The sequence below is a fragment of the Streptomyces sp. NPDC048295 genome, assembly GCF_040652135.1.
Classification (GTDB): Bacteria; Actinomycetota; Actinomycetes; order Streptomycetales; family Streptomycetaceae; genus Streptomyces.
Map to the genome: position 1 here is coordinate 50,551 of NZ_JBEZLL010000040.1, position 23,104 is coordinate 73,654.

Genomic DNA, 23,104 nt, shown 5'->3' on the forward strand with positions numbered 1-23,104 from the left:
GCGGCTTCCGTGCGTCCTACGACAGCCAGTCGCGCCGCGCCGCCTGCCACACCAGCTGCGTACGCGTCGTCGCGCCCGCCCGCTGCATCAGCGCGGTGATCCGGCGCTGCACCGTGCGGTGGCTGACACGCAGCTGGGTGGCGATCGCCTTGTCCGTCACGCCCGCGACGACCAGGGAGAGCAGATAGCGCTCGTCGTCGGCGATACTGCCGCCCGGTCCCATGCCGCCGGCGAAGTCGGCCAGCTCGCCCGCCTCCGTGACGTGCAGCGGGGTCCCCGCCGCCCACTGGATGTCGAACAGGGCGACGAGGGCGTCCAGGAGAGTGCTGCTGCGGATGATCGCGGCGGTCGGCTCGCCGTGGGCGCCGGTCGTGCTGCCCGGCATCAGCGGGCAGACGGCGACAGAGCTGTCGACGATGACCATGCGCACGGGAAGTGTGCTGGTGGCACGGGCGACTTCACCGGCGCGGATGCCCTGGGCGACGTTGTCGACCATGCCGGGCTGTTCCAGGCAGGCCCGTTCGTAGATCGCCTCGTAGCGGATGCCCTGGGCGAGCAGCTCGAACTCCTCGTCGTTGTCCTGGGCGCGCAGTGCCACGGGATCGGCCTTGCAGAACCACCGCAGGTCACTGCGGGCCCCGTAGGCGAGTTGACGCAGCTGCTGACGGATGGCGCCGGCCCCGGTGATCACCTCGACCAGTTGCCCGGCGTCATGGCGCCGGCCGCCCGCCCGGTACTCCTCGGCCAGCTGTTCCACCCCACGCCGCGCCCACTCCAGCGCTTCCTGGCCGCGCGCCAGCAGAGGCTGCAGCGCCACGTCCGGCGGGACGGGTACGTACCGCATGCCGCCGTCGCCCGGCAGCCGCCCGACCATGCCCTTGTCGTGCAGGGAGGACAGAAGCGACGTCGCCTCGCGTTCCCGGATGTGGAGCCGTTGGACGATCTCGTCCACGGCCGCACCTCGTACCTCCACCAGGTGGCGGTAGACCCGCTCCTCCGCCGCCCCGATCCCCGCTATCTCCAGCACGCGCCCACTCCCTCGCCGCAGCCCACCCCGGACGGACGCCCACTGTGCCATCCATGATCGAAATCGAACAGGATGCGGGCGGCCCTGCCGGACGATCGGAAGAGACCACGGTTTCCGCGAGCCCGGGGCGGGGCGTACGGCGGGCGCGTGGTGTCCCGGGACCCGGGCACCGCGGCGGCGGGGTCCGCTCCGCCCGGTTCAGCCGCCGAAGTTCCAGGCGGCGACGCCGTTTCCGGTGACCAGGCAGGCCAGCACCACGAGGTCGGCGATGCCCAGCGCCAGCCCCAGGAAGGCGCGGCCGCGGCGGGAGGTGGAACGGACGAGGGCGATCACCGCCATGACGATCGCGGCCGGGCCGAGCAGGATGTTCATCACCAGCAGACCGACGAGCCCGAGTACGAACGAGGCGACGGCCAGCCCGTCGGCGTCCCGGGTCCGGGCGCTGCGGCTGTCCGGCCGGGTCGCGGAGGTCTCGGAGGCCGACACGGGCTCGGTGCCGGTTCCGGGGCCGGTGGCCATCGTCGCGGCATCCGCTTTCGGGCGATGGACCGGTGCGGTGAGTGTCATGGTGCGGGCTCCTTCTGGTCGGTGGCCGGGACGGCGGGTCAGCGCGAACGGCGCTGCGCGCCGGCCCGTTCCCGTACGGCGAAGATCAGCAGCCAGCAGCCGATCACGGCGGCCAGCGCGAGCGACAGCGGCAGCGGAATCTGGACCACCGCTCCGAGCACGACCCCGAGCAGGAGCAGGGCGACGACGAGGACGATCATGTTCAGCCTTTCCGCGGGCTCTCCACGAGCATTTGAGAGTACGACTGTTCACTGACTTGTCAGTCTAGACCCGCTCGCCACTTCCCCGTCCCGGAGAACAGTTGTTTACTGAATGGCATGAGTCACACCGTCGGCGTCCGTCAGACCCAGAAGCTGAGAACCCGTCAGGCACTGCTGGATGCCGCACTCGGACTGCTGGAGCACCAGAGCCTCAGCAGCCTCGGGCTGCGCGAGGTGACCCGGGCCGCGGGCGTCACGCCCACCGCCTTCTACCGGCACTTCGACGACACCGCGGCGCTCGGTGTGGCGCTCGTCGAGGAGGCGCTGGGCAGCCTGCACGGGATGATCGGGGCGACGCTCGCCGAGACCGGTGACAGCGAGGAGCGCCTGGACCGCAGCATCGAGCTGATCATGCGCCATGTCGGCGAACAGCCCTCCCACTTCCGGTTCATCGCCCGTGAGCAGCACGGCGGCGTCGGCCCGGTCCGCGAGGCCATAGCGGCCCAACTGCGGCGGTTCGCCGAGGAGGTGGCGGCGGCGCTCGCCGAGGAGCCGGAGTCCCGGGGCTGGAGCGAGGAGGACCTGCTGATGCTCGGCGGCCTCTATGTCGACCACATGGTGCTCACCGCGTCGGCGCTGCTGGACGCCGGGCCGGACGGCGAGCGGGAGGTGGCCGGGGTGGCCCGCCGCCGGCTGAGACTGGTCACCCTCGGCAGGCTGCACTGGCTGGACGACGCAGGCGGGGCCGACGCGCCTTAGGGCCTCCCGTACGGATCAGGGCGCGCCCGCCTGCCCGTACAGCGCCACGACCGCCGCCGCGTGGCGGGCGAGGACGTCCCGCGCCTCGGGCGGCGAGAGCACTTCCACGTTCGGGCCGAAGGAGAGCAGGGCGCGGGCCCACTCGACCGAGTCGACGGCCAGCTCGGCCCGCAGCCACTCCCCGAGCCCCTCGGGCGCCTCGGGCACCTCGGGCCGCGGCTCCCCCGTCAGCGCACCGGCGTGCAGGCGTACGAACAGGTCGAGCCGGGAGCGGTGCACGCGCACCCGCAGCCTTACCCGCCCCGGCCGTTCCTCGACCTGTCTGCGCAGCTCGTCCCACAGGTCCGCCAGCTCCACCCCGGGCCGGCGCACGACCGCTTCGTCCATGAGCGTGGCGCGCCGCACCCGGTCGGCCCGGAAGAGCCGGGGCTCCCCGTCCCGGTCCGCCACCAGGTACCAGACGCCCGCCTTCACGACGAGGCCGTACGGATCGACGGTGTAGGTGCGCGGGGTGCTCGTACCGCTGTGGCGGTAGTCCAGCCGCAGCCTCCGGTCGGCGAAGACGGCCTCGTGCAGTTCGGCCACATCGACGGCCGGCTGCGGGCCGCTCATCCAGCGCACCGGGTCGACCAGGATCCGCCTGCTGGTCAGTTCGGCGGCGGGCCGGTGCGGTGCGGGCAGGGCGGCCATCACCTTGCGCAGCGCGGAGCCGAGCGCCTCGTCGAGGCCGAGCGCGGCATGGGCGCCCTCGGCGGCGAGGACGAAGAGAGCGCGCGCCTCGTCGGCGGTGAGCCCGGTGACATCGGTACGGAACCCCGGCAGCAGCGCGATGCCGCCGTGCCGCCCACGTTCGGCGTAGACCGGGACACCGGAGGCGGAGAGCGCCTCGATGTCCCGGTAGATGGTGCGTACGGAGACTTCGAGACGCTCGGCGAGCTCGGTGGCGGGCACCAGGCCGCGGGTCTGGAGCAGCAGGAGGATCGAGAGCAGCCGGTCGGATTTCACCTCACCAGCTTCCCCCGGCCACTGCCCCTTCCCCGCCGCCGGACGTCAGGAGCGCGGTGCGCGTGCCAGCTGGCGGGACTGGGCCACCAGGCGGTCCGCGCTGTCCCAGACGTCCGCGTCCTCCTCCAGGAAGCCGCCCGCGAGGTTGCGGGTGGTGATGGAGACGCGCAGCGGCCCGGGGGCCGGGCGGCAGCGGATGTGGGTGGTGAGCTCGATGGTCGGCGTCCAGCCCTTGAGGCCCAGCTCGAACGAGGTGGGCGGCAGCGCGTCGACGGTGAGCAGCAGCGAGAGCGGGTCGGCGTCGCGGCCGTCCGCGAGGCCGAACCAGCCGCGCATCTCGCCCTTGCCGGAGGGTGCGCCGACGGCCCAGCCGACCGTCGCCGGGTCGAGCTTGATGTCGAGCCGGCCGGTGATGGCGGAGCTGCCGGGGATCGGGGCCGGGCCGTCGCCCGGGCCGAGGCAGTGCTCCATCGGCGGGATGGCCGGCGGCTTCGCCGAGGTGCGGACCTCGTCGGAGAGACCGTCCAGGTCGCCGTAGGTGGCGATGACCCGGATGCGCTCGACCTCGGTGCCGTCCTCCGCGAACTGGAAGAGGGAGGCCTGGCCGGTGGAGAGCGTGCGGCCGGTGCGGACGGTCTGGGTCCGGATCACCGCGGGGCCGGGGACGGACGCGGTGAGGTAGTGCGCGGAGACGGAGAAGGGGTCCGGATGCGGCAGGGCCTCGCCGAGCGCGCGGCCGAGCATGGCCAGCAGGTAGCCGCCGTTGACGGCGTTGATGATCGTCCAGCCGGCGGAGAGTTCGGCGTCGTAGACGCCCTCTTCGCGAAGGGCGACGGCGGTGTCGCGGTCGAACTCGCTGTTCCCGATGGTCGCCGGTCCGGCCTGCGCCGCCCGCCCTGCTGCCTGCTCTGCTGCCTGTGCCATGCGATGCACCGTACACCGATCATATTACTGAGCGGTAGCTTTTTTGTTCACAGCACCGGATCACCGGGGCCGGGGCTTCTGCCCCGAGGGGCCGCGGCCCCGCCTCAGGTGGTCGCGGAGCTCTCCTCGGCCGTCGCGGACTTCCGGTTGTAGGCGCGCGGGGCCCGCCAGTGGTAGCGCATCGACAGCAGCCGCAGCACGAAGGCCGCGACCACGGCGGTGCCGCTGGTGAACGCGTCGAGCACCCCGAAGCGGATGCACAGCACGGTCGTCGCGGCGCCGACGATGGCGGGCACCGCGTACAGATCGCGGTCCCAGCGCAGCAGCGAGGGCACCTCGTTGGCCAGTACGTCACGCAGCACACCGCCGCCGACCGCGGTGGCGAGCCCCAGGGCCGCCGACGCGGTGAGGCCCAGGCCGTAGTCGTACGCCTTGACCGTGCCCGTGACACAGAACAGCCCGAGGCCCGCCGCGTCGAAGACATTGACCCCCACCTGGATCCGTTCGACGTGCGGATGCAGGAAGAACACCAGGACGGCGGCGAGGAGCGGGGTGGTGAAGTAGCCGAGATCCGTGAACGCCGCGGGCGGGACCGCCCCGATCACGATGTCACGGAACAGCCCTCCGCCCAGCGCGGTCACCTCGGCGAGCACCGCGATGCCGAAGACATCGAAGTTCTTGCGTACGGCGAGCAGGGCGCCGGAGATCGCGAAGACGAAGATTCCGACGATGTCGAGCGCATGCTGGACGGAGGGCGTGAACAGTTCGTTGAGCACCGGGCAATTGTGCCGGTACTACTCCTTCGTGCTGTCCTCCGGCGTATCGGTCGAGTCGGTGCCGCCGTCCGCCTCGGGCCCGGCGGCCTCCGGCTCGGCACCCTCCGGCTCGTCCGCCGAGGGCTTGCGGACCTCGACGATCTCGATCGCCTCGCGCGCCGCCGCCGTCACCGTCTCGCCCGGCACCTGGTCGGGTGCGTTCTCCGGGTGGTGGCAGGCCACCTGGTGCCCGGTCTTCAGCGCGGCCAGCGGCGGCTCCTGCGTCTTGCAGACCTCCGTCGCCTTCCAGCACCGGGTGTGGAAACGGCAGCCGCTGGGCGGCGAGATCGGCGAGGGCACGTCCCCCTTCAGCAGGATCCGCTCGCTCTTGGCCGAACGGCGCTTCGGGTCCGGGATCGGGACCGCCGAGAGCAGCGCCTTGGTGTACGGGTGCATCGGCGCCTTGTAGAGCGACTCGCGGTCGGCCAGCTCCACGATCTTGCCGAGGTACATCACCGCGATCCGGTCCGAGACGTGCCGGACGACCGAGAGGTCATGGGCGATGATCACGTACGTGAGGCCGAGCTCGCTCTGGAGGTCGTCGAGCAGGTTCACCACCTGCGCCTGGATCGAGACGTCCAGCGCGGACACCGGCTCGTCCGCCACGACCAGCTTCGGGTTGAGCGCGAGCGCGCGGGCGATCCCGATGCGCTGACGCTGACCGCCGGAGAACTCGTGCGGGTAGCGGTTGTAGTGCTCGGGGTTCAGGCCCACGACCTCCAGCAGCCGCTGGACCTCCTTCTTCACACCGCCGTCGGGCGTCACGCCCTGGAGCTTGAAGGGGGCGCCCACGATCGTGCCGATCGTGTGGCGCGGGTTCAGCGAGGAGTACGGGTCCTGGAAGATCATCTGCATGTCCCGGCGCATCGGGCGCATGGCGCCCACGCCGAGGTGCGTGATGTCCTTGCCCTCGAACTCGACCTTCCCCGCGGTGGGTTCGAGCAGCCGGGTGATCAGCCGGCCCATCGTCGACTTCCCGCAGCCGGACTCACCGACGACGCCCAGGGTCTCCCCCGAGCGCACCTCGAAGTCGATCCCGTCGACGGCCTTCACGGCACCGGCGTTGCGCTGCAGCATCCCCTTCTTGATCGGGAAGTGCTTCTGCAGCCCGGTCACCTTGAGCAGCACCTCGCGGGAGGCGGTGTCACCGGCCGGCGCGCCGTGCCCGGCAGACCTCTGCGCCGGAACGTCCACACCCTTGTCCTCGCTCGTCACGGCCTTGTCCTCGCTCACAGCTTGGGCGCAATCTCTTCGGTCCAGATACGCTCCCGCTGCTCCGGCGACATGTGGCAGGCCGCCCAGTGCCGGCTGCCGACCTCCTGGAGCTCGGGCCGTACGGTGCGGGTGACGTCGTCCTTGGGCACGTCCGCGTACGGGCAGCGCGGGTTGAAGGCGCAGCCCGAGGGGATGTTGATGAGCGACGGCGGGGAACCCTTGACCGGGATGAGCCGGTCGGTCTGGTCGCGGTCGAGGCGCGGCATCGAGCCCAGCAGACCCCAGGTGTAGGGGTGCCGGGGCTCGTAGAACACCTTCTCGGCCGGTCCGCGCTCGACGCAGCGCCCGCCGTACATCACCAGGAGGTCGTCGGCGAGCTCGGCGACGACGCCCAGGTCGTGGGTGATGATGATGACCGCGGAGCCGAACTCCTTCTGCAGGTCCCGGATCAGGTCGAGGATCTGCGCCTGGACCGTCACGTCCAGCGCGGTCGTCGGCTCGTCGGCGATCAGCAGCTCGGGGTTGTTGACCAGCGACATGGCGATCATCGCGCGCTGGCGCATGCCGCCGGAGAACTCGTGCGGGTAGCTGTCGACGCGCTTGTCGGGCTGCGGGATGCCGACCCGGTCGAGCATCTCGACGGCCCGCTTGCGAGCGGTCTTCTTGTCGACGCTGTGGTGGACCCGGTACGCCTCCACGATCTGCTTGCCGATCGTGTAGTACGGGTGCAGCGCGGACAGCGGGTCCTGGAAGATCATCGCCATGTCGCGGCCGCGCAGCTTGCGCACCTCGTCGGGGTCGGCGGACAGCAGCTCCTTGCCGTCCAGCCAGATCTCGCCGGAGACCCGGGCCTTGCGCTTGCCGTACTGGCCGGCGGTGTGCAGGCCCATGATGCCCAGCGAGGTGACCGACTTGCCGGAGCCGGACTCGCCGACGATGCCGAGGGTCTTGCCCTTCTCCAGCTGGAAGTTGAGCCCGTCGACGGACTTGACCAGGCCGTCGTCGGTCGGGAAGTGCACCTTGAGGTCGCGCACTTCGAGGAAGGCGGTGGGAGCGGGCGAGCCGGCCGGGGAGGGTTCGCCCAGCGCGGCACCGCTCTTGTGCAGTTCGGTCATCCCAGCCTCACTCGCGGGTCGATGACGGCGTACATGATGTCGACGACGAGGTTGGCGACGGCGATCGCGAGAGCCGCGAACAGGGTGACGCCGAGAATCACCGGCAGGTCCTTGCTGCTGATCGCCTGGACCGCGGCGAGCCCGAGACCGGGCAGGTTGAACGTGGACTCGGTGAGGACGGCACCACCGAGGAGCACGCCGATGTCGAGGCCGAAGACGGTGAGGATCGGCGTCATCGCGGAACGCAGGGCGTGCCGGGTGATGACGGTGCCCTCGCCCAGCCCCTTGGAACGGGCGGTGCGGATGTAGTCCTCGCCGAGCACTTCGAGCATGGTGGCCCTGGTGAGGCGGGCGTACATCGCCGCGTTCAGGAAGGCGAGCACGATCCACGGCAGGATCAGGGTCTGGAACCAGGTGCCGATGCCGTCGTCCGTGGAGAGGTTGTCGGCGATCTTCACCCAGCCGAAGTTGTGGACGAACAGGCCCATGGCGACCATGCCGGTGAAGAAGATCGGCAGCGAGACACCGGCGAGCGCGGTGGTCATCGCGGCGCGGTCCCAGATGCTGCCGCGCCGCAGCGCGGAGACCACACCGGTGGCGACGCCGCCGAGGAGCCACAGGACGCAGGCGCCCGCGGCGAGCGCGCCGGTGACGGGCAGCGCGTCCTTGAGCGTGGTCCAGACGGGGACCTCCGTGCGGAAGGAGTAGCCGAAGCAGGGCGCCGCGCAGTGGGTGACATCGGCACCGTTCGCGTAGTCGCGCCCCATCGGGATGCCCTTGACGAAGTCCCAGAACTGGACGAGGAGGGGGTCGTCGAGACCCAGTTTGATCCGGATGCCCTGGAGCTGCTCGACACCCGTGGCCTTGCCGGCGAAGAGGACTGCGACGTCCTGACCCGCCCACTTGGGCAGCATGAAGAAGATGACGAACGTCGCGAGCAGTACGACGAGCACCATGATGACTACGGCGAACAGGCGCCGGATGAGATAAGCAAGCACTGTGTGCGGCCCGGCGGTGGCCGGGAACCCCTTGTGGGGGCTCCCGGCCACCGCCCCGGCCCTCACCTGCCCTTCGGACTGGCGGGTTTCGGCGGCGGTGGAACAGTCAACCGGGTTGACTGCAAATGCTGTTGACTACAGCGGCTACTTGACGACGCCGAGCGAGACGTAGTCGTAGCGGCCGTTGTACGCGTCGGACATGTAGGCGTTCGTCAGACGGTCGCCACGCCAGGTGATGTTCTTCTCGTAGATGAAGGGCATCCAGTCGGCCTGGTCGAGGATCCGCTTGTCGAGCTCCTTGTAGATCTCGCCGGCCTTGACCGGGTCGGTCTCCGCGATCGCGTCGTCGAAGAGCTTGTCGACCTGCGGGTCCTTGATCTGCGACTCGTTGTAGTTACCGGTGTCCGAGAGGAACCGGCTGTCCCACAGCGGCTGGCCGAAGCCCTGGCCGGACGGGAAGTCGGGGCCCCAGCCGCTCATCGTCATGCCGTAGCCGCGCTTCTTCACGACGGACGGCGAGCCGGTGATGCTGGACGTCTCGGCGCCGTCGAGCGGGTCGACCTCGACCTTGATGCCGACCTTGCCGAGCTGCTCCTGGAGCGCCTCGGCGGTGTCGACCTCGCCCGGGTTGTTGTTGCGGGCGGTGAGCTTGGTGGAGAAACCGGTCGGGTGACCGCACTGCTTCAGCTCGTCCTTGGCCTTGGCCAGGTCCGGCTTGCCCTTGCGGGCGAGGACGCCGTACGGGTCGTAGTCGCTGTGACCCTTGATGGAGACCGGCAGGGTGCTGTTGGCGATCGCGCCACCGGCGATCTCGCCACCGCGGGTCTGCTGGAGACCGGCGAAGTCGGTGGCGTAGAACACGGCCTTGCGGCAGTGGACGTCGTCCAGCGGCTTCGCCGTGTGGACGAGCGCGACGTAGCGGACGAAGGACGTCTGCATGTTGTCGACGCTGGCCTTGTGGTCCTGGACGGCGGTGACGCGGCCGGACTGGGTCATGCCGGTGCCGTTGAGGTCGACGTCGTAGTCGCCCTCCATCAGCTTCTTGTCGTTCTCCTCCAGGTTGGCGGAGATCGTCACGGTGATCTTGTCCGGGAGCGCGGGGCGCACCGGGTCGGAGGCCTTCTGCCACTTGTCGTTGCGCACGAGCACGATGCTCTTGCCCGGCTTGTACTCCTCGAACTTGTACGGGCCGGAGGAGAACGGGCGCTGGGTGTACTTCGCGCCGTTGTCCTTGTCCGCCTTCACGGGCGAACCGGACGGCATGGCGAGGAACTGCTCGAAGTCACCGTTGGGCTTGGGCAGCTTGAAGACGATGGTGTTGTCGTCGGGCGTCTCGATCGCCTTGAGACCGAGCTTGTCCGCGGCCTTGTCTTTGTAGGGGCCCTTGTACTCGCTCTTGGGGTCCAGCGTCTGCTTCAGGTACTGCGGGCCACCGGTGATGGTGTCCGTCGCCCAGATGCGCTCGATGCCGTACTTGACGTCCTTGGAGGTCAGCTTGGAGCCGTCCTCCCAGGTCAGACCATCACGCAGCTTGTACGTGTAGGTCTTGCCGCCGTCCGTGATCTCACCGGGGCCGGTGGCCAGGTCGCCGACCAGCTTGGTGGAGCCCGCGCCCGGCTTGGTGTCGTACGTGACCAGCTGGCGGGTGTAGAAGCGCATGAAGTCCCAGGCCATGCCGTAGTAGGCACGCTGGGGGTCGGCGGAGTCGAGGTCCTGCTTCCCGACCATCTTCAGCGTTCCGCCCGTTTTGGTGGACGGGTTGGCGACCTTGTTGAACGCCGCGTTGAAGCCTGCGGCCTTCGACTTGCCGCCGCCCTCGTTGTCGTCGCCGCCGCCGCACGCCGAGGTGGTCATCAGCGCCGCGACCACGAGGGCCGCACCAGCGGTGAGCCGTCGTTTCGAGGTAACTGTGGACATTTTCTCGCAACCTCCGAGATCGCGGTCCCAGGCCGTTGCTTGCCGGAGAACCATGGGAAAAGCCACCTGACGATGCGGCAGGGGCAAGTCGTGGGTTATCGGGTCCCCTTGGGGTCCAGGGCATCGCGCAGCCCGTCCCCGAAGAGGTTGAAGGCCAGCACGGTGATGAAGATCGTCACGCCGGGGAAGACCATGAACATCGGGTCGTGCTCGTACGTTTCCAGCGCGTCCCGCAGCATCCCGCCCCAGGAGGCGGTGGGCGGCCGGACGCCGGCACCGAGGAAGCTCAGGGCCGCTTCGGTGAGGATGTTGGTGGGGATCATGAGCGTCGCGTAGACGGTGATCGGCGCCACCAGGTTGGGCAGCAGTTCGCGGAAGAGGATGTGTGTCCGTCCGCCGCCGAGGCTGCGCGCGGCCTCCACGTACTCGCGCTCGCGCATCGAGAGGGTCTGCCCGCGGACGATGCGTCCCACGTACGGCCAGCCGAAGAAGCCGATGACGGCGACCAGTACGGCGATGCGTACGCCGCTGCCGGTCAGTCCGAGCAGATCGTCGGGGAGGACCGAGACCAGGGAGATGATGAAGAGGAGCTGCGGGAAGGACAGCAGCACGTCCATGATCCGGCTGATCAGCGCGTCCACCCAGCCGCCGAAGTAGCCGGCGATGATCCCGAAGAGGGTGCCGAGGGCCACGGCGACCACGGCCGCCAGGAACGCCACGAGCAGCGAGATCCGGGCGCCGTAGACGATCCGGCTGAAGACGTCGCGCCCCTTGTTGGGCTCGACGCCGAAGAGGTAGTCGCCGCTCACGCCGCCGAGGTCGCCGGTGGGGAGATTGGTCAGCGGGTCGAGCATGTCCTGGTGGAACTCGTTGGGAGGGTGTCCCAGCAGTCCGACGATGAGGGGCGCGAAGATCGCCACCACGGCCAGGACGAGGACAACGATGCCACCCGTCAGAGCGACTCTGTCCTGCTTCAGGCGATTCCAGGCGATCTGCTTGAGAGACCGTCCCTCGACCTTCTTCACCCCGGAGTCGACTGCGGGACCGTCGGCCGCGACCGGATCCGCTTCCGTGGTCGGCTCGTGCAGTGGTGCCGTCATCGTGGCAAGGACCCCTCTCAACCGGCGGTGGCCGGGCCGAACTGGCCGCTGTGGCGGCGCGATCAGTCAGTCGTACACAGAGGCGGCGACACGCCCTTGCTGCGGGAGTCTTCATTGCCGTCACTACAGGTAGCCAGACCGACAGGCGAATGGATGCCTAACCGTGATGCGGCCCGGGGTGTTCCGTTATCCGGACGGATGTGAACGCCCCCCGAACACAGGTCAGTTGAGGCGGAAGAGGGACAGGAGCACAGATTCGCTGCGCTTTCCCCACCAGATGTGCCCAGCCCGGAAATCTCGGACATGAGAGGCGGGTTGAGACACCGGGCGGATGAACGTGCGGCCACATGCGGGCAGTTGGTGTCTTACGGTCGCGTTACGGGAGTCGGGTACGTAAACGCGCATTCCGGACCCCGGGCCGGGAGGCCCGGAAGGGTCAGTACGTGCCCTGCGGCGGGTAGCCGTAGCCGGCGGCGGGGGCCACCGGGGCGTGCGCCTCGCGGTCGTAGAACGGGCGGGCGTTGGCGCGCAGCCACATCGCGACCGGGTCGTACTCGTCGGACATGGCGACGGTGGAGACGGGCAGCCCGTCCGGGACGGCGGAGATCGACTGCTGCATCATCGCGCGCGCCGCGTCCACCGAGGGCGGGCTCGTGTCGTAGAGGTCGAGGCCGATGGCGAGGTAGGGGACCCCGAGCGCGGGCTGCACCCACGCGCGGCGCAGCGAGCGGATCGCGGGGGTGTGGTGGGCGTTCTGCGCGAGCAGGGCGTAGAACTGAGGGATCTCGATGGCCGGCTCGGTGAGCCGGAGCGGGCCCGCGGGCATCCGGTCTAGCCCGGTGGCGATCCGGCGCAGATCCAGCCAGGGAATGCCCACGCCGCCGCCCGGGGCGTGCGGGTTGAGCCAGATCCCCCAGCGGTCGGGGAAGAGGGCGCGGGCGATGTCCAGGCCGCCGACCAGTTCATGGGCGCGGTTCCAGCCGCTGGCGGAGAGCTCCTGGGCGGAGGTCACACAGGGGGCGTAGCCGAGGCCGTCGACCTCCATGTTCCCGTACTGGGCGTCGGGCGAGCCAGCCTGGCCGTGCCAGAGGAGCATCCAGATCCGGCCGTTCGCGAGGGCCGTCAGCAGTGCCTCGTACGCGTCGTAGCGCCCGGGCGTCACTTGGCGCAGCATGTGCTCGACCTGCCCGGCCGCCGCGGTGCCTGACGCACTCACCTGGTCCCGCCCCTCTTCGATCCACTGTGTCGGCCGGCCGCTCCCGGGCACACGGGTGCGGCATGATGCCGAGGCACCAGCCATCAAACCAGCTTATGCGCCGGTCCTGACACCGACTTGACGCCATGGGGCGAAGCGGTGTTCCCCACCGGTGGGCGCAGCGCCGGGGCTACCGGCCCGCCCGCTGGTAGAACGGCTGGACCTTGTCCCGCATCCAGTCGCCGACCGGGTCCTGTGCCACATCGAGCAGGACGAGGTTGACCGGCCAGGGTACCTCGGCCCGTCCCAGGGCACGGCCGAGGGCGTCCATCGGGGCGTTGCGCCCCGCGCCGTCCCAGGTGGAGAACTCGACGCCGACGAAGAGGACGGGGTCGCCGCCCTCGATGCTGGCCAGCGCCCGCCGGGCGGAGAGCACGACACCGCTCTCCTCGAACTCGCCGGCCGCCGCGGCGAGGAAGTCGACGGGCTCCTCCTTCCAGTCCGGTTCGTACAGCCGGACCCTGCCGCCGCCGTCCGGGCCGTCCAGCGGGGTACGTCCGGCCCGGCAGAGTTCGGCCACGGCGGGGGGCGGCAGCGGCATCCCGACCGCGCCGCCGGGGTTCACGGCGATGCCGAGCTGCGGGGGCAGGCCGCGGGCGAAGTCACGGGCGGGCGCGACGGTGAAGGACAGCTGGGTGCCGACGCAGGCGAGGAACTGCTGCTCGGAGCTGAACACGGGGACGTACGCGGCGCCCTCGATCTCCAGCGTCGGCAGGTCCAGGTCCGCCGAGTCGGGTCCGCCGCCGTTGGGCAGGGGCACCCAGACCTGGCTGCGTCCGAGCACCTCGACGAGCCGTCCGCCCGCCTCCGGGACGCCCACCGAGGCCGTCAGTACCTCTTCGAGCTCATTGGCCGGCCATCCGCCCTGCGGATGGGACCGGACCTGTGCCGGGATGTCCACTGCTCCCCCTCGTCGCCCACGCTTTCCGGCAGAAGATTAACGCCCGGCCCCGGGCCTGCGGTCCGTGAAGGCGATCCGGCCGACCCGTCCCGCCGCCTCCCGGTCCAGGAGCACCGCCGAAGCGCAGCCGTGCGGCAGCAGGCCCGTCTCGGCCGCCCGCAGCAGCCTGCCCACGGCTCTGCGATGCCGGGCGAAGGCGTATCCCGATACGCCCCGTCCGCGCTCGCGCTGGCCTTCCCTGGCGGTCTGCGGTGTGACGTCGAGCAGGACGAGATGCAGGACCCGGCCCCGGCGCCGGGCGTCACGGGCCAGCCAGCCGCGGACCCACGCCTGCGTCCCGCAGTCGTGGACGACGACGGACTCCCCGGAGCGCAGCACCCGCCACAGCCCCCAGTAGTGGGCGGCGCGGACGAGCGGGCGGTAGAGGGCGTACGGAAGTAAGCGGGGCATGATCCGCGCCCAGCGGTCACGGGTGTCCTGGGAGTCGACGGCGTGCGCCGTCGTCACCGCCCGCCTGATGAGCGTCGACTTCCCGCTGCCGGGCAGCCCGGAGACCACCACCACGTCGCCCGGTGCGAAGCGCAGGCCGCTCGGGCTGCGCCCGGACCGCTCCCGCAGATCCCGCACCACGGGCGCGTGCACGCCGGACGCCTCCCGCGCCGGGACCCCCGGTTGTGCGGGCATCGCGCCGTGCGCGACCCCTGCCGTCGTCGCGTACCGCTGCAACGTCATCGCCCTCCCCCTGTCGGCTCACCCCACGTATGCCCCTGAAGTGTAAAGAAAAGGTAATGCGGCACAACCGTCCACGCCGTTGATTTCCCACGGGGGACCGGGGCTCCACTCCGGCGCGATGCGTGCGATGATGACCCGGCCAACTGCATAAAGGCCGCTTGAATCCGCGCGGGAGAGTTCCGGTCACTTCGTGTGCCGGGCGCCGAAGGAGCAAGTTCCTCCCTTGAATCTCTCAGGCCCCGTACCGCGTGGATGAGGCAGATCTGAAAAGCGGGCCGCTTCGCGGCTCCACCCAAGGTGCAAGCCGAACCCCTCCGGGGCTCTCGGCGAACCTCTCAGGTTCCGATGACAGATGGGGAGGGATCGTCCTCGTCGTCATGCCCCGGGAGTCATATCCATGAGCACCGCCCCACGCCTCACCGCCCTCGATGCCCTACACCGTTCGCTGGGCGCGACCATGACCGACTTCGCGGGCTGGGACATGCCCCTGCGGTACGCCAGCGAGCGCGACGAGCACAACGCGGTGCGCACCCGGGCCGGTCTCTTCGACCTGTCGCACATGGGCGAGATCACCGTCACCGGTCCCGGGGCCGCGGCCTTCCTGAACTTCGCGCTGGTCGGCAACATCGGCACGGTCGCCGTGGGCCGCGCCCGCTACACGATGATCTGCGCCGAGGACGGCGGCATCCTGGACGACCTGATCGTCTACCGGCTGGGCGAGACCGAGTACATGGTGGTCGCCAACGCCGGCAACGCCCAGATCGTGCTGGACGCGCTGACGGCGCGGGCCGAGGGCTTCGACGCCGAGGTGCGCGACGACCGCGACGCGTACGCGCTGCTCGCCGTCCAGGGCCCGGAGTCCCCCGCGATCCTGGCCGCCGTCACCGACGCCGACCTGGACGGCCTGAAGTACTACGCCGGTCTGCCCGGCACCGTCGCCGGTGTCCCCGCGCTGATCGCCCGTACCGGCTACACCGGCGAGGACGGCTTCGAGCTGTTCGTCGCCCCCGTCCACGCCGAGCAGCTCTGGAAGGCGCTGACCGAGGCGGGCGCCTCCCGCGGCCTGATCCCGTGCGGGCTCTCCTGCCGCGACACGCTGCGCCTGGAGGCGGGCATGCCGCTGTACGGGCACGAGCTGACCACGGCGCTGACCCCGTTCGACGCCGGTCTCGGCCGGGTCGTGAAGTTCGAGAAGGAGGGCGACTTCGTCGGCCGCAAGGCCCTTGAGGCCGCCGCCGGGCGCGCCGAGACCGCACCGCCGCGCAAGCTGGTCGGGCTCGTCGCCGAGGGCCGCCGGGTGCCGCGCGCCGGCTTCCCGGTCGTCGCCGCCGGCGAGGTCATCGGCGAGGTCACCTCGGGCGCCCCCTCGCCCACCCTGGGCAAGCCGATCGCCATGGCGTACGTCGACGCGGCGCACGCCACGCCCGGTACCGAGGGCGTCGGAGTGGACATCCGGGGCAGCCACGAGCCGTACGAGGTCGTGGCGCTGCCGTTCTACAAGCGCCAGAAGTGACGCAGTCGCGTCTCACACCGTAAGACCACCGTTCATCAGCACTCCCCCGCGTACAGGAGAATTCAGGTCATGAGCAACCCCCAGCAGCTGCGTTACAGCAAGGAGCACGAGTGGCTGTCGGCCGTCGAGGACGGTGTGGCCACGATCGGTATCACCGAGTACGCGGCCAACGCCCTCGGCGACGTCGTCTACGCCCAGCTCCCCGAGGTCGGTGACACGGTGACCGCGGGCGAGACCTGTGGCGAGCTGGAGTCGACCAAGTCGGTGAGCGACCTGTACTCCCCGGTGACCGGCGAGATCACCGAGGCGAACCAGGACGTCGTGGACGACCCGTCGCTGGTGAACTCCGCTCCCTTCGAAGGCGGCTGGCTGTTCAAGGTACGCGTCGCGGAGGAGCCGGTGGACCTGCTCTCCGCCGACGAGTACACCGAGTTCTCCGGCAACTAAAGACCCCAAGGGACCACCTGATGTCGCTTCTCAACTCCTCCCTCCATGAGCTGGACCCGGACGTCGCCGCCGCTGTCGACGCCGAGCTCCACCGCCAGCAGTCCACCCTCGAAATGATCGCCTCGGAGAACTTCGCTCCGGTCGCGGTCATGGAGGCCCAGGGCTCCGTCCTGACCAACAAGTACGCCGAGGGCTACCCCGGCCGCCGCTACTACGGCGGCTGCGAGCACGTCGACGTCGTCGAGCAGATCGCCATCGACCGCATCAAGGCGCTGTTCGGCGCCGAGGCCGCGAACGTCCAGCCGCACTCCGGTGCGCAGGCCAACGCCGCCGCGATGTTCGCGCTGCTCAAGCCGGGCGACACGATCATGGGCCTGAACCTGGCCCACGGCGGTCACCTGACCCACGGCATGAAGATCAACTTCTCCGGCAAGCTCTACAACGTGGTCCCGTACCACGTCGACGAGACCGGCGTCGTGGACATGGCCGAGGTCGAGCGTCTGGCCAAGGAGTCCAAGCCGAAGCTGATCGTCGCCGGCTGGTCCGCGTACCCGCGTCAGCTGGACTTCGCCGCCTTCCGCCGCATCGCGGACGAGGTCGGCGCGTACCTGATGGTCGACATGGCGCACTTCGCGGGCCTGGTGGCCGCGGGCCTGCACCCCAACCCGGTGCCGCACGCCCATGTCGTCACGACCACCACGCACAAGACCCTCGGCGGTCCGCGCGGTGGCGTCATCCTGTCGACGCAGGAGCTCGCCAAGAAGATCAACTCCGCGGTCTTCCCGGGCCAGCAGGGCGGCCCGCTGGAGCACGTGATCGCGGCCAAGGCGGTCTCGTTCAAGGTCGCGGCGACCGAGGAGTTCAAGGAGCGCCAGCAGCGCACCCTGGACGGCGCCCGCATCCTCGCCGAGCGCCTGGTCCAGCCGGACGTCACCGAGGTCGGTGTCTCCGTGCTGTCCGGCGGTACGGACGTCCACCTGGTCCTCGTCGACCTGCGCAACTCCGAGCTGGACGGCCAGCAGGCCGAGGACCGGCTGCACGAGCTGGGCATCACGGTCAACCGGAACGCCATCCCGAACGACCCGCGTCCGCCGATGGTCACCTCCGGTCTGCGCATCGGTACGCCCGCCCTGGCGACCCGCGGTTTCCGGACCGAGGACTTCACCGAGGTCGCGGAGATCATCGCCGCCGCGCTCAAGCCGTCCTACGACGCGGACGCCCTGAAGGCCCGCGTCGTCGCGCTGGCCGAGAAGTTCCCGCTGTACCCCGGCCTGAAGTAGTCCGGACAGATTCCGGCAACACGTTGGGGCGGGGCACCGCGCACACTGAACAGTGAGCGCGGTGCCCCGTCCCATGCCCCGCGCTCTTCGGGCCTCCCGGCCCGGCCCGTACCGCACCACCCGGCAGACGACGATGTCTACCAACCCTTGAGGAGTCACCCGTGGCCATCTCGGTCTTCGACCTGTTCTCGATCGGCATCGGCCCGTCCAGCTCCCATACGGTCGGCCCGATGCGCGCCGCCCGTATGTTCGCGCGCCGGCTGAAGAACGAGGGCCTGATCGCCCACACCGCCTCGATACGCGCCGAGCTGTACGGCTCGCTCGGTGCGACCGGCCACGGCCACGGCACCCCCAAGGCCGTCCTGCTCGGCCTGGAGGGCGAGTCGCCGCGCACCGTCGACGTGGAGTCCGCCGACGAGCGGGTGGAACAGATCCGCGCCACGGGCCGGATCAACCTCCTCGGCATGCACGAGATCGACTTCGACGCCGACGAGCAGCTGATCCTGCACCGGCGCAAAACTCTCCCGTACCACGCGAACGGCATGACGGTCTTCGCCTTCGACCGCGAGGGCGCCCTGCTCCTGGAGAAGACCTACTACTCGGTCGGCGGCGGCTTCGTCGTCGACGAGGACGCGGTGGGCGAGGACCGGATCGTGCTCGACGACACCGTGCTGAAGCACCCCTTCCGCACCGGCGACGAGCTGCTGCGGCTCTCCCGGGACACCGGCCTGTCCATCTCCTCGCTGATGCTGGAGAACGAGCGGGCCTGGCGCACCGAGGACGAGATCCGCTCGGGCCTGCTGGACATCTGGCGGGTCATGCAGGCCTGCGTCTCGCGCGGCATGTCCCGCGAGGGCATCCTGCCCGGCGGCCTCAAGGTCCGCCGCCGCGCCGCGACCACCGCCCGCCAGCTGCGCGCCGAGGGCGACCCGCAGGCCCACGCGATGGAGTGGATCACCCTCTACGCGATGGCGGTCAACGAGGAGAACGCGGCGGGCGGCCGGGTCGTCACCGCGCCCACCAACGGCGCCGCGGGCATCATCCCGGCGGTGCTGCACTACTACATGAACTTCGCGGCCGGCGGGGCCACCGAGGAGGAGAAGGAGGACGGCGTCGTCCGCTTCCTCCTCGCGGCCGGGGCCATCGGCATGCTCTTCAAGGAGAACGCCTCCATCTCCGGCGCCGAGGTCGGCTGCCAGGGCGAGGTCGGCTCCGCCTGCTCCATGGCCGCGGGCGCCCTCGCCGAGGTCCTCGGCGGCACCCCCGAGCAGGTCGAGAACGCCGCCGAGATCGGCATGGAGCACAACCTGGGCCTGACCTGCGACCCCGTCGGCGGTCTCGTCCAGATCCCGTGCATCGAGCGCAACGGCATGGCCGCGGTCAAGGCCGTCACGGCGGCGAAGATGGCGCTGCGCGGCGACGGCAGCCACAAGGTCTCCCTCGACAAGGTCATCAAGACCATGAAGGAGACGGGCGCGGACATGAGCGTGAAGTACAAGGAGACCGCGCGGGGCGGGCTCGCGGTGAACATCATCGAGTGCTGAGCGAGCAGGCACCGAGGGAGCGCCCCGGGCCGCCCCCGTCCCACCGCACGTTCCCTCCCGCACGACAGGTTTCCCGTTCTTGTCCCCCTCCGTACTCTCCCCGGCCGCGCGGCCGCGCGGGTTCCGTCCCTCCTGGCTGTCCCCGAAGGTGTTCCGCACCGAGGCGCTGGCCGGTCTCGTGGTCGGGCTGGCACTGATCCCGGAGGCGATCTCGTTCTCGGTCATCGTCGGAGTCGATCCGGCGATCGGCCTGTTCACCTCGTTCACCATGGCGGTGGTCATCTCCGTCGTCGGCGGGCGCCCGGCGATGATCTCCGCCGCCACCGGCGCGGTCGCCCTGGTGCTCGCGCCCCTCAACCGCCAGCACGGGTTCGGCCACCTGATCGCCGCGGTCGTCCTGGGCGGCGTGTTCCAGATCGTCCTGGGCGCCCTGGGCGTCGCGAAACTGCTGCGGTTCGTGCCGCGCGGCGTGACGGTCGGCTTCGTCAACTCGCTCGCGCTGCTGGTCTTCATGGCCCAGGTCCCCGAGCTGCACGACGTGCCCTGGCCCGTCTACCCGCTGGTCGCCGCCGGGATCGCGCTGATGGTGTTCTTCCCCGCGGTGACCCGGGCGGTCCCGGCACCGCTGGTCTCCATCGTCGTCCTCACCGCCGTCACCGTCGCGGCCGGGATCGCCGTCCCGACCGTGGGCGACCGGGGTGATCTGCCGTCCGCGCTGCCGGTGCCCGGACTGCCCGACGTGCCGTTCACGACGGACACGCTGACGACCGTGGCGCCGTACGCGCTCGCCATGGCGCTGGTGGGCCTGATGGAGTCCCTGATGACCGCCAAGCTGGTCGACGACATCACCGACACCCGCTCCGGCAGGACCCGCGAGTCCGTCGGCCAGGGCATCGCCAACATCGTCACCGGCTTCTTCGGCGGCATGGGCGGCTGCGCCGTGATCGGCCAGACGATGATCAACGTACGGGTGTCGGGCGCCCGCACCCGCCTGTCGACCTTCCTCGCGGGCGTCTTCCTGATGGTCCTGTGCATCGTCTTCGGGCCCGTCGTCTCCCGCATCCCCATGGCCGCCCTCGTCGCCGTCATGGTGATGGTGTCCGTCGCGGCCTTCGACTGGCACTCCGTCGCGCCGAAGACCCTGAGGCGGATGCCCGCCGGGGAGACCCTCGTCATGGTTCTGACCGTGGTCTGTGTGGTCGTCACCCACAACCTGGCCGTCGGCGTCGTCGCCGGCACGGTCGTCGCCATGATCATCTTCGCCAGACGGGTCGCCCGTCTGGCCGACGTCACGGCGGTCACCGACCCCGGGGGCGGCCGGGTCGTCTACTCCGTCACCGGCGAACTCTTCTTCGCCTCCGCCAACGACCTGGTCACCCGCTTCGACTACGCCGCCGACCCCGACCGGATCCTCATCGACCTCTCCGCCGCCCACATCTGGGACGCCTCGTCCGTCGCCGCGCTGGACACCGTCACCGCCAAGTACGCACAGCGCGGCAAGACCGTCGAGATCACCGGTCTGAACGAGCCGAGCGCCGAGATCCACGGGGCCCTCAGCGGCCGGCTCACCGGCAGCCACTGATCCCCGGTCGCCACGGCGCCGACCGGACAGACCCCGGCCCCGCGGCGCGATCCGGTGCGATCCGGCACGGGCGTCTCAGCGCAGGTGCACCGGCAACGACTCGATGCCGTAGACGATGGACAGCTTGCGGAAGGCCAGGTCCTGGGGCGGGACGGCGAGCCGCATCCCGGGGAACCGCCGGACCAGGGCCGGGTAGGCGGTACGCAGCTCCATGCGGGCCAGTTCGGCGCCGACGCAGCGGTGGATGCCGTGGCCGAAGGCGAGGTGGCCGCCCGACGGGGTGCGGTGCGGGTCGAAGCGTCCGTCGTCCGTGACGTACGCGGCATCGCGGTTGGCGGCGCTCAGCGAGCAGAGCACCATGTCGCCCTGCGGGATGACCACGCCGCCTATCTCGATGTCGCGGCGGGCGAACCGGGGGAAGGCGATCTGCACCGCCGAGAGGTAGCGCAGCACCTCCTCGACGAAGGGGGCGGTCATGGCGTCGTCCTCGCGTATTCGCTCCAGGACGTCCGCGTTCTGCAGCAGTACGAGGGAGCCGAGGGCGATCGTGCTGGCGGTCGTCTCGAACCCGCCGGTGAGCACACCGTCGGCGAGGCCCGCGAGTTCCTCGTCGTCGACGTCGTCGCCGTGCTCCCGCACGATCATGCCGAGCAGGCCGTCGCCCGGCTTCCGGCGCTGCGCCCTGACGACGCCCCTGAAGTACTCCAGCGACTCCGACATCGCACCGAAGGGCGCGGTCGTTCCCGCGAAGAGGTCGAAGCGGTCCATGGCGAGCTGCTGGAAGTCGTCCCGGTCCTCGTACGGCACCCCGAGCAGCTCACAGATCGTGAGGGAGGGGATCGGCAGCGCGAACTCCTGCACCAGGTCGACCGGGCCCCGGGCGGCCGCCATCGCGTCGAGGCGTTCCTCGACGATGGCGTCGATCCTGGGGGTCAGGCGCCGCAGCCGGCGCATCGTGAACTCCGGGGTCAGGATGCGGCGCAGCCGGGTGTGCACGGGAGGATCGTTGAACCCGAGCCCGCCGGGGCTCTGCTCGGCGGCCACTCCGGCGTTCGTCGCGAGGTGGGCGAAGTCGGTGCTGAATCCGTCGGCCGAGCCGAGGACGGCCTTCGACTCCTCGTAGCCGCTGACCACCCAGGCGTCCATGCCGAAGGGCAGCGAGACCTTGTGCACCGGCTGCTTCGCCCGGGTCCTGGCCAGTTTCTCCACCGGGTCGAGCCCGTCCCTGCGCAGCATCATCAGCAGGTCGTCGGGGAGCAGCCGGACCGTCGAGGAGCCGATCCCGTACTTCTGGATCCTGGACAGATAGGTACGCCCGATCCGGGCGGTGATACGGGAGCGGAACGTCGTAATCAATCTGCACTCCATGAGTCGTCGCGCGGTCCGCACACACGGTGCGGACGTGAAACAGCTGTGCAGCAGGCGCGGTGTGAATAGTGGCCGGCGGCGACACGGCTTGTGCCAAACGGCATTCTGTCTCAGAGCGTGAGCAACCGGCGCCCCGGTGGGACCGGATACGTCCGGCGGCGACCGAACAGCGGCGGCCTGTGATCGTGCGCACACCGCACCGGGGCAGGTGCTCCGTGTCCGGCTCTCCTTGCCCGTGCCGGAGTACCGGTGGTTCTGTCACAGCCTCTCAACAGCACCACAGGCCCCAATTGCCTCAGTGCCCGGGGAGTTGATAGGCATGGGCAGTACATTTGCTTGCTCGGGCTGGACAGGGGGACTGTATGAAGTTCGACATGGGGGCGCAGGTTCTGACGAGTCTGTCGTCGAAGTCGCGTGGGTCGAGTGATGATCTGGGTACGTTGATCCGTCAGTTGGTTCAGGCGGCGGCGCCGTTGGAGGGGAAGTTCCACGGTGCGGGGCGTGTGGCGTTCGATTCGTTCAAGGGGCGGTCGGACGAGATCACGGCGGCGTTGAACGGTTCGCTTTCGGCTCTTCTCGGTGGTCAGTCGGGGATGGAGCAGGCGTTCGGTTCGGGTGACCAGGAGCAGGGTGACAACGCGCGGCAGCAGATGTCCGCGGCGAATTTCGATGCGGCGCGCTTCGGCGGCCGGTAACAAACGGGGGTTGGTTTCTGATGGCTGGTGACAGTGACCGTCGGGCTTATGACACGGGTGCGTCCTCGGACGCGCAGGGCAACATCCAGGTGGTGATCGCGCGGCTGGAGGAAGTGATCGCCGCGCGGGACGGCCAGGTGAAGGC

Annotated in this window: 22 protein-coding genes and 1 riboswitch; of the genes, 7 read left to right on the forward strand and 15 right to left on the reverse strand. The window is 70.2% G+C overall.

Going from position 1 to position 23,104, the window contains the following annotated elements; genetic code table 11:
• Positions 1–16 precede the first annotated feature (16 nt).
• The 3 genes from AB0D53_RS37985 to AB0D53_RS37995 form a co-directional block, all read right to left on the reverse strand.
• The gene (locus tag AB0D53_RS37985; protein ID WP_362453932.1) at positions 17–1,027 is read right to left on the reverse strand and encodes a helix-turn-helix domain-containing protein; all 1,011 of its coding nucleotides are present in this window, start codon (positions 1,025–1,027) and stop codon (positions 17–19) included.
• Positions 1,028–1,225: 198 nt separating this feature from the next.
• On the reverse strand, positions 1,226–1,594 hold the full coding sequence (locus tag AB0D53_RS37990) for a DUF4190 domain-containing protein (protein WP_362453933.1): 369 nt from the start codon (positions 1,592–1,594) through the stop codon (positions 1,226–1,228).
• Positions 1,595–1,632: 38 nt separating this feature from the next.
• On the reverse strand, positions 1,633–1,794 hold the full coding sequence (locus tag AB0D53_RS37995) for a hypothetical protein (protein WP_362453934.1): 162 nt from the start codon (positions 1,792–1,794) through the stop codon (positions 1,633–1,635).
• Positions 1,795–1,911: 117 nt separating this feature from the next.
• Here AB0D53_RS37995 and AB0D53_RS38000 point away from each other — a divergent pair, with 117 nt between their 5' ends.
• Complete coding sequence (locus AB0D53_RS38000) at positions 1,912–2,553, forward strand: TetR family transcriptional regulator (RefSeq protein ID WP_362453935.1); 642 nt, start codon at positions 1,912–1,914, stop codon at positions 2,551–2,553.
• A 15-nt stretch (positions 2,554–2,568) separates the two neighbouring features.
• Here the strand turns inward: AB0D53_RS38000 and AB0D53_RS38005 are convergent, their stop codons facing one another.
• The 11 genes from AB0D53_RS38005 to AB0D53_RS38055 form a co-directional block, all read right to left on the reverse strand.
• Positions 2,569–3,558 carry a YafY family protein gene (locus AB0D53_RS38005; protein WP_362453936.1) on the reverse strand — a complete coding sequence of 330 codons (990 nt, stop codon included), beginning with the start codon at positions 3,556–3,558 and terminating at the stop codon, positions 2,569–2,571.
• 45 nt (positions 3,559–3,603) lie between these two features.
• Positions 3,604–4,482 (reverse strand): thioesterase family protein, encoded by an 879-nt coding sequence (locus AB0D53_RS38010; protein ID WP_362453937.1) that lies wholly within the window; start codon positions 4,480–4,482, stop codon positions 3,604–3,606.
• A gap of 104 nt (positions 4,483–4,586) precedes the next feature.
• Positions 4,587–5,258, reverse strand: a complete 672-nt coding sequence (locus AB0D53_RS38015; RefSeq protein ID WP_329813908.1) for a trimeric intracellular cation channel family protein — start codon at positions 5,256–5,258, stop codon at positions 4,587–4,589.
• A gap of 18 nt (positions 5,259–5,276) precedes the next feature.
• A complete protein-coding gene (locus tag AB0D53_RS38020) occupies positions 5,277–6,425 on the reverse strand; it encodes a dipeptide ABC transporter ATP-binding protein (RefSeq protein WP_362453952.1) in 1,149 nt (382 codons plus the stop codon).
• A 101-nt stretch (positions 6,426–6,526) separates the two neighbouring features.
• Positions 6,527–7,627 carry an ABC transporter ATP-binding protein gene (locus AB0D53_RS38025; RefSeq protein ID WP_362453938.1) on the reverse strand — a complete coding sequence of 367 codons (1,101 nt, stop codon included), beginning with the start codon at positions 7,625–7,627 and terminating at the stop codon, positions 6,527–6,529.
• Positions 7,624–8,625: an ABC transporter permease gene (locus AB0D53_RS38030; RefSeq protein ID WP_329813952.1), complete on the reverse strand. Its 1,002-nt coding sequence runs from the start codon at positions 8,623–8,625 to the stop codon at positions 7,624–7,626. Before AB0D53_RS38030 ends, AB0D53_RS38025 begins: the two co-directional genes overlap by 4 nt.
• Before the next feature lie 144 nt (positions 8,626–8,769).
• Complete coding sequence (locus AB0D53_RS38035; RefSeq protein WP_362453939.1) at positions 8,770–10,542, reverse strand: ABC transporter substrate-binding protein; 1,773 nt, start codon at positions 10,540–10,542, stop codon at positions 8,770–8,772.
• 95 nt (positions 10,543–10,637) lie between these two features.
• Positions 10,638–11,642 carry an ABC transporter permease gene (locus AB0D53_RS38040; RefSeq protein WP_362453940.1) on the reverse strand — a complete coding sequence of 335 codons (1,005 nt, stop codon included), beginning with the start codon at positions 11,640–11,642 and terminating at the stop codon, positions 10,638–10,640.
• Between the two features lie 436 nt (positions 11,643–12,078).
• Positions 12,079–12,858 (reverse strand): enhanced serine sensitivity protein SseB C-terminal domain-containing protein, encoded by a 780-nt coding sequence (locus AB0D53_RS38045; RefSeq protein ID WP_329813904.1) that lies wholly within the window; start codon positions 12,856–12,858, stop codon positions 12,079–12,081.
• 169 nt (positions 12,859–13,027) lie between these two features.
• The gene (locus AB0D53_RS38050; RefSeq protein WP_362453941.1) at positions 13,028–13,798 is read right to left on the reverse strand and encodes an enhanced serine sensitivity protein SseB; all 771 of its coding nucleotides are present in this window, start codon (positions 13,796–13,798) and stop codon (positions 13,028–13,030) included.
• Between the two features lie 36 nt (positions 13,799–13,834).
• Complete coding sequence (locus AB0D53_RS38055; RefSeq protein WP_362453942.1) at positions 13,835–14,530, reverse strand: AAA family ATPase; 696 nt, start codon at positions 14,528–14,530, stop codon at positions 13,835–13,837.
• 159 nt (positions 14,531–14,689) lie between these two features.
• A riboswitch (glycine riboswitch) is annotated at positions 14,690–14,787 on the forward strand.
• A gap of 140 nt (positions 14,788–14,927) precedes the next feature.
• On the opposite strand from AB0D53_RS38055, the gene gcvT reads away from it, so the two are divergent.
• The 5 genes from gcvT to AB0D53_RS38080 all read left to right on the forward strand — a co-directional run bounded on the left by gcvT (position 14,928) and on the right by AB0D53_RS38080 (position 20,896).
• The gene (gene gcvT / locus AB0D53_RS38060) at positions 14,928–16,043 is read left to right on the forward strand and encodes a glycine cleavage system aminomethyltransferase GcvT (protein ID WP_362453943.1); all 1,116 of its coding nucleotides are present in this window, start codon (positions 14,928–14,930) and stop codon (positions 16,041–16,043) included.
• A gap of 69 nt (positions 16,044–16,112) precedes the next feature.
• Entirely contained in the window at positions 16,113–16,490 is a 378-nt protein-coding gene (gene gcvH / locus AB0D53_RS38065; protein WP_362453944.1) for a glycine cleavage system protein GcvH, read from the forward strand.
• Between the two features lie 20 nt (positions 16,491–16,510).
• Positions 16,511–17,770 carry a serine hydroxymethyltransferase gene (glyA, locus tag AB0D53_RS38070; protein WP_329813899.1) on the forward strand — a complete coding sequence of 420 codons (1,260 nt, stop codon included), beginning with the start codon at positions 16,511–16,513 and terminating at the stop codon, positions 17,768–17,770.
• Positions 17,771–17,931: 161 nt separating this feature from the next.
• Positions 17,932–19,314: an L-serine ammonia-lyase gene (locus AB0D53_RS38075; RefSeq protein ID WP_362453945.1), complete on the forward strand. Its 1,383-nt coding sequence runs from the start codon at positions 17,932–17,934 to the stop codon at positions 19,312–19,314.
• A gap of 79 nt (positions 19,315–19,393) precedes the next feature.
• The gene (locus AB0D53_RS38080) at positions 19,394–20,896 is read left to right on the forward strand and encodes a SulP family inorganic anion transporter (protein WP_362453946.1); all 1,503 of its coding nucleotides are present in this window, start codon (positions 19,394–19,396) and stop codon (positions 20,894–20,896) included.
• Positions 20,897–20,971: 75 nt separating this feature from the next.
• Here the strand turns inward: AB0D53_RS38080 and AB0D53_RS38085 are convergent, their stop codons facing one another.
• Entirely contained in the window at positions 20,972–22,249 is a 1,278-nt protein-coding gene (locus AB0D53_RS38085; RefSeq protein ID WP_362453953.1) for a cytochrome P450, read from the reverse strand.
• A 377-nt stretch (positions 22,250–22,626) separates the two neighbouring features.
• Here AB0D53_RS38085 and AB0D53_RS38090 point away from each other — a divergent pair, with 377 nt between their 5' ends.
• The gene (locus tag AB0D53_RS38090) at positions 22,627–22,959 is read left to right on the forward strand and encodes a hypothetical protein (protein WP_329813670.1); all 333 of its coding nucleotides are present in this window, start codon (positions 22,627–22,629) and stop codon (positions 22,957–22,959) included.
• The last annotated feature ends 145 nt before the right edge of the window (positions 22,960–23,104 follow it).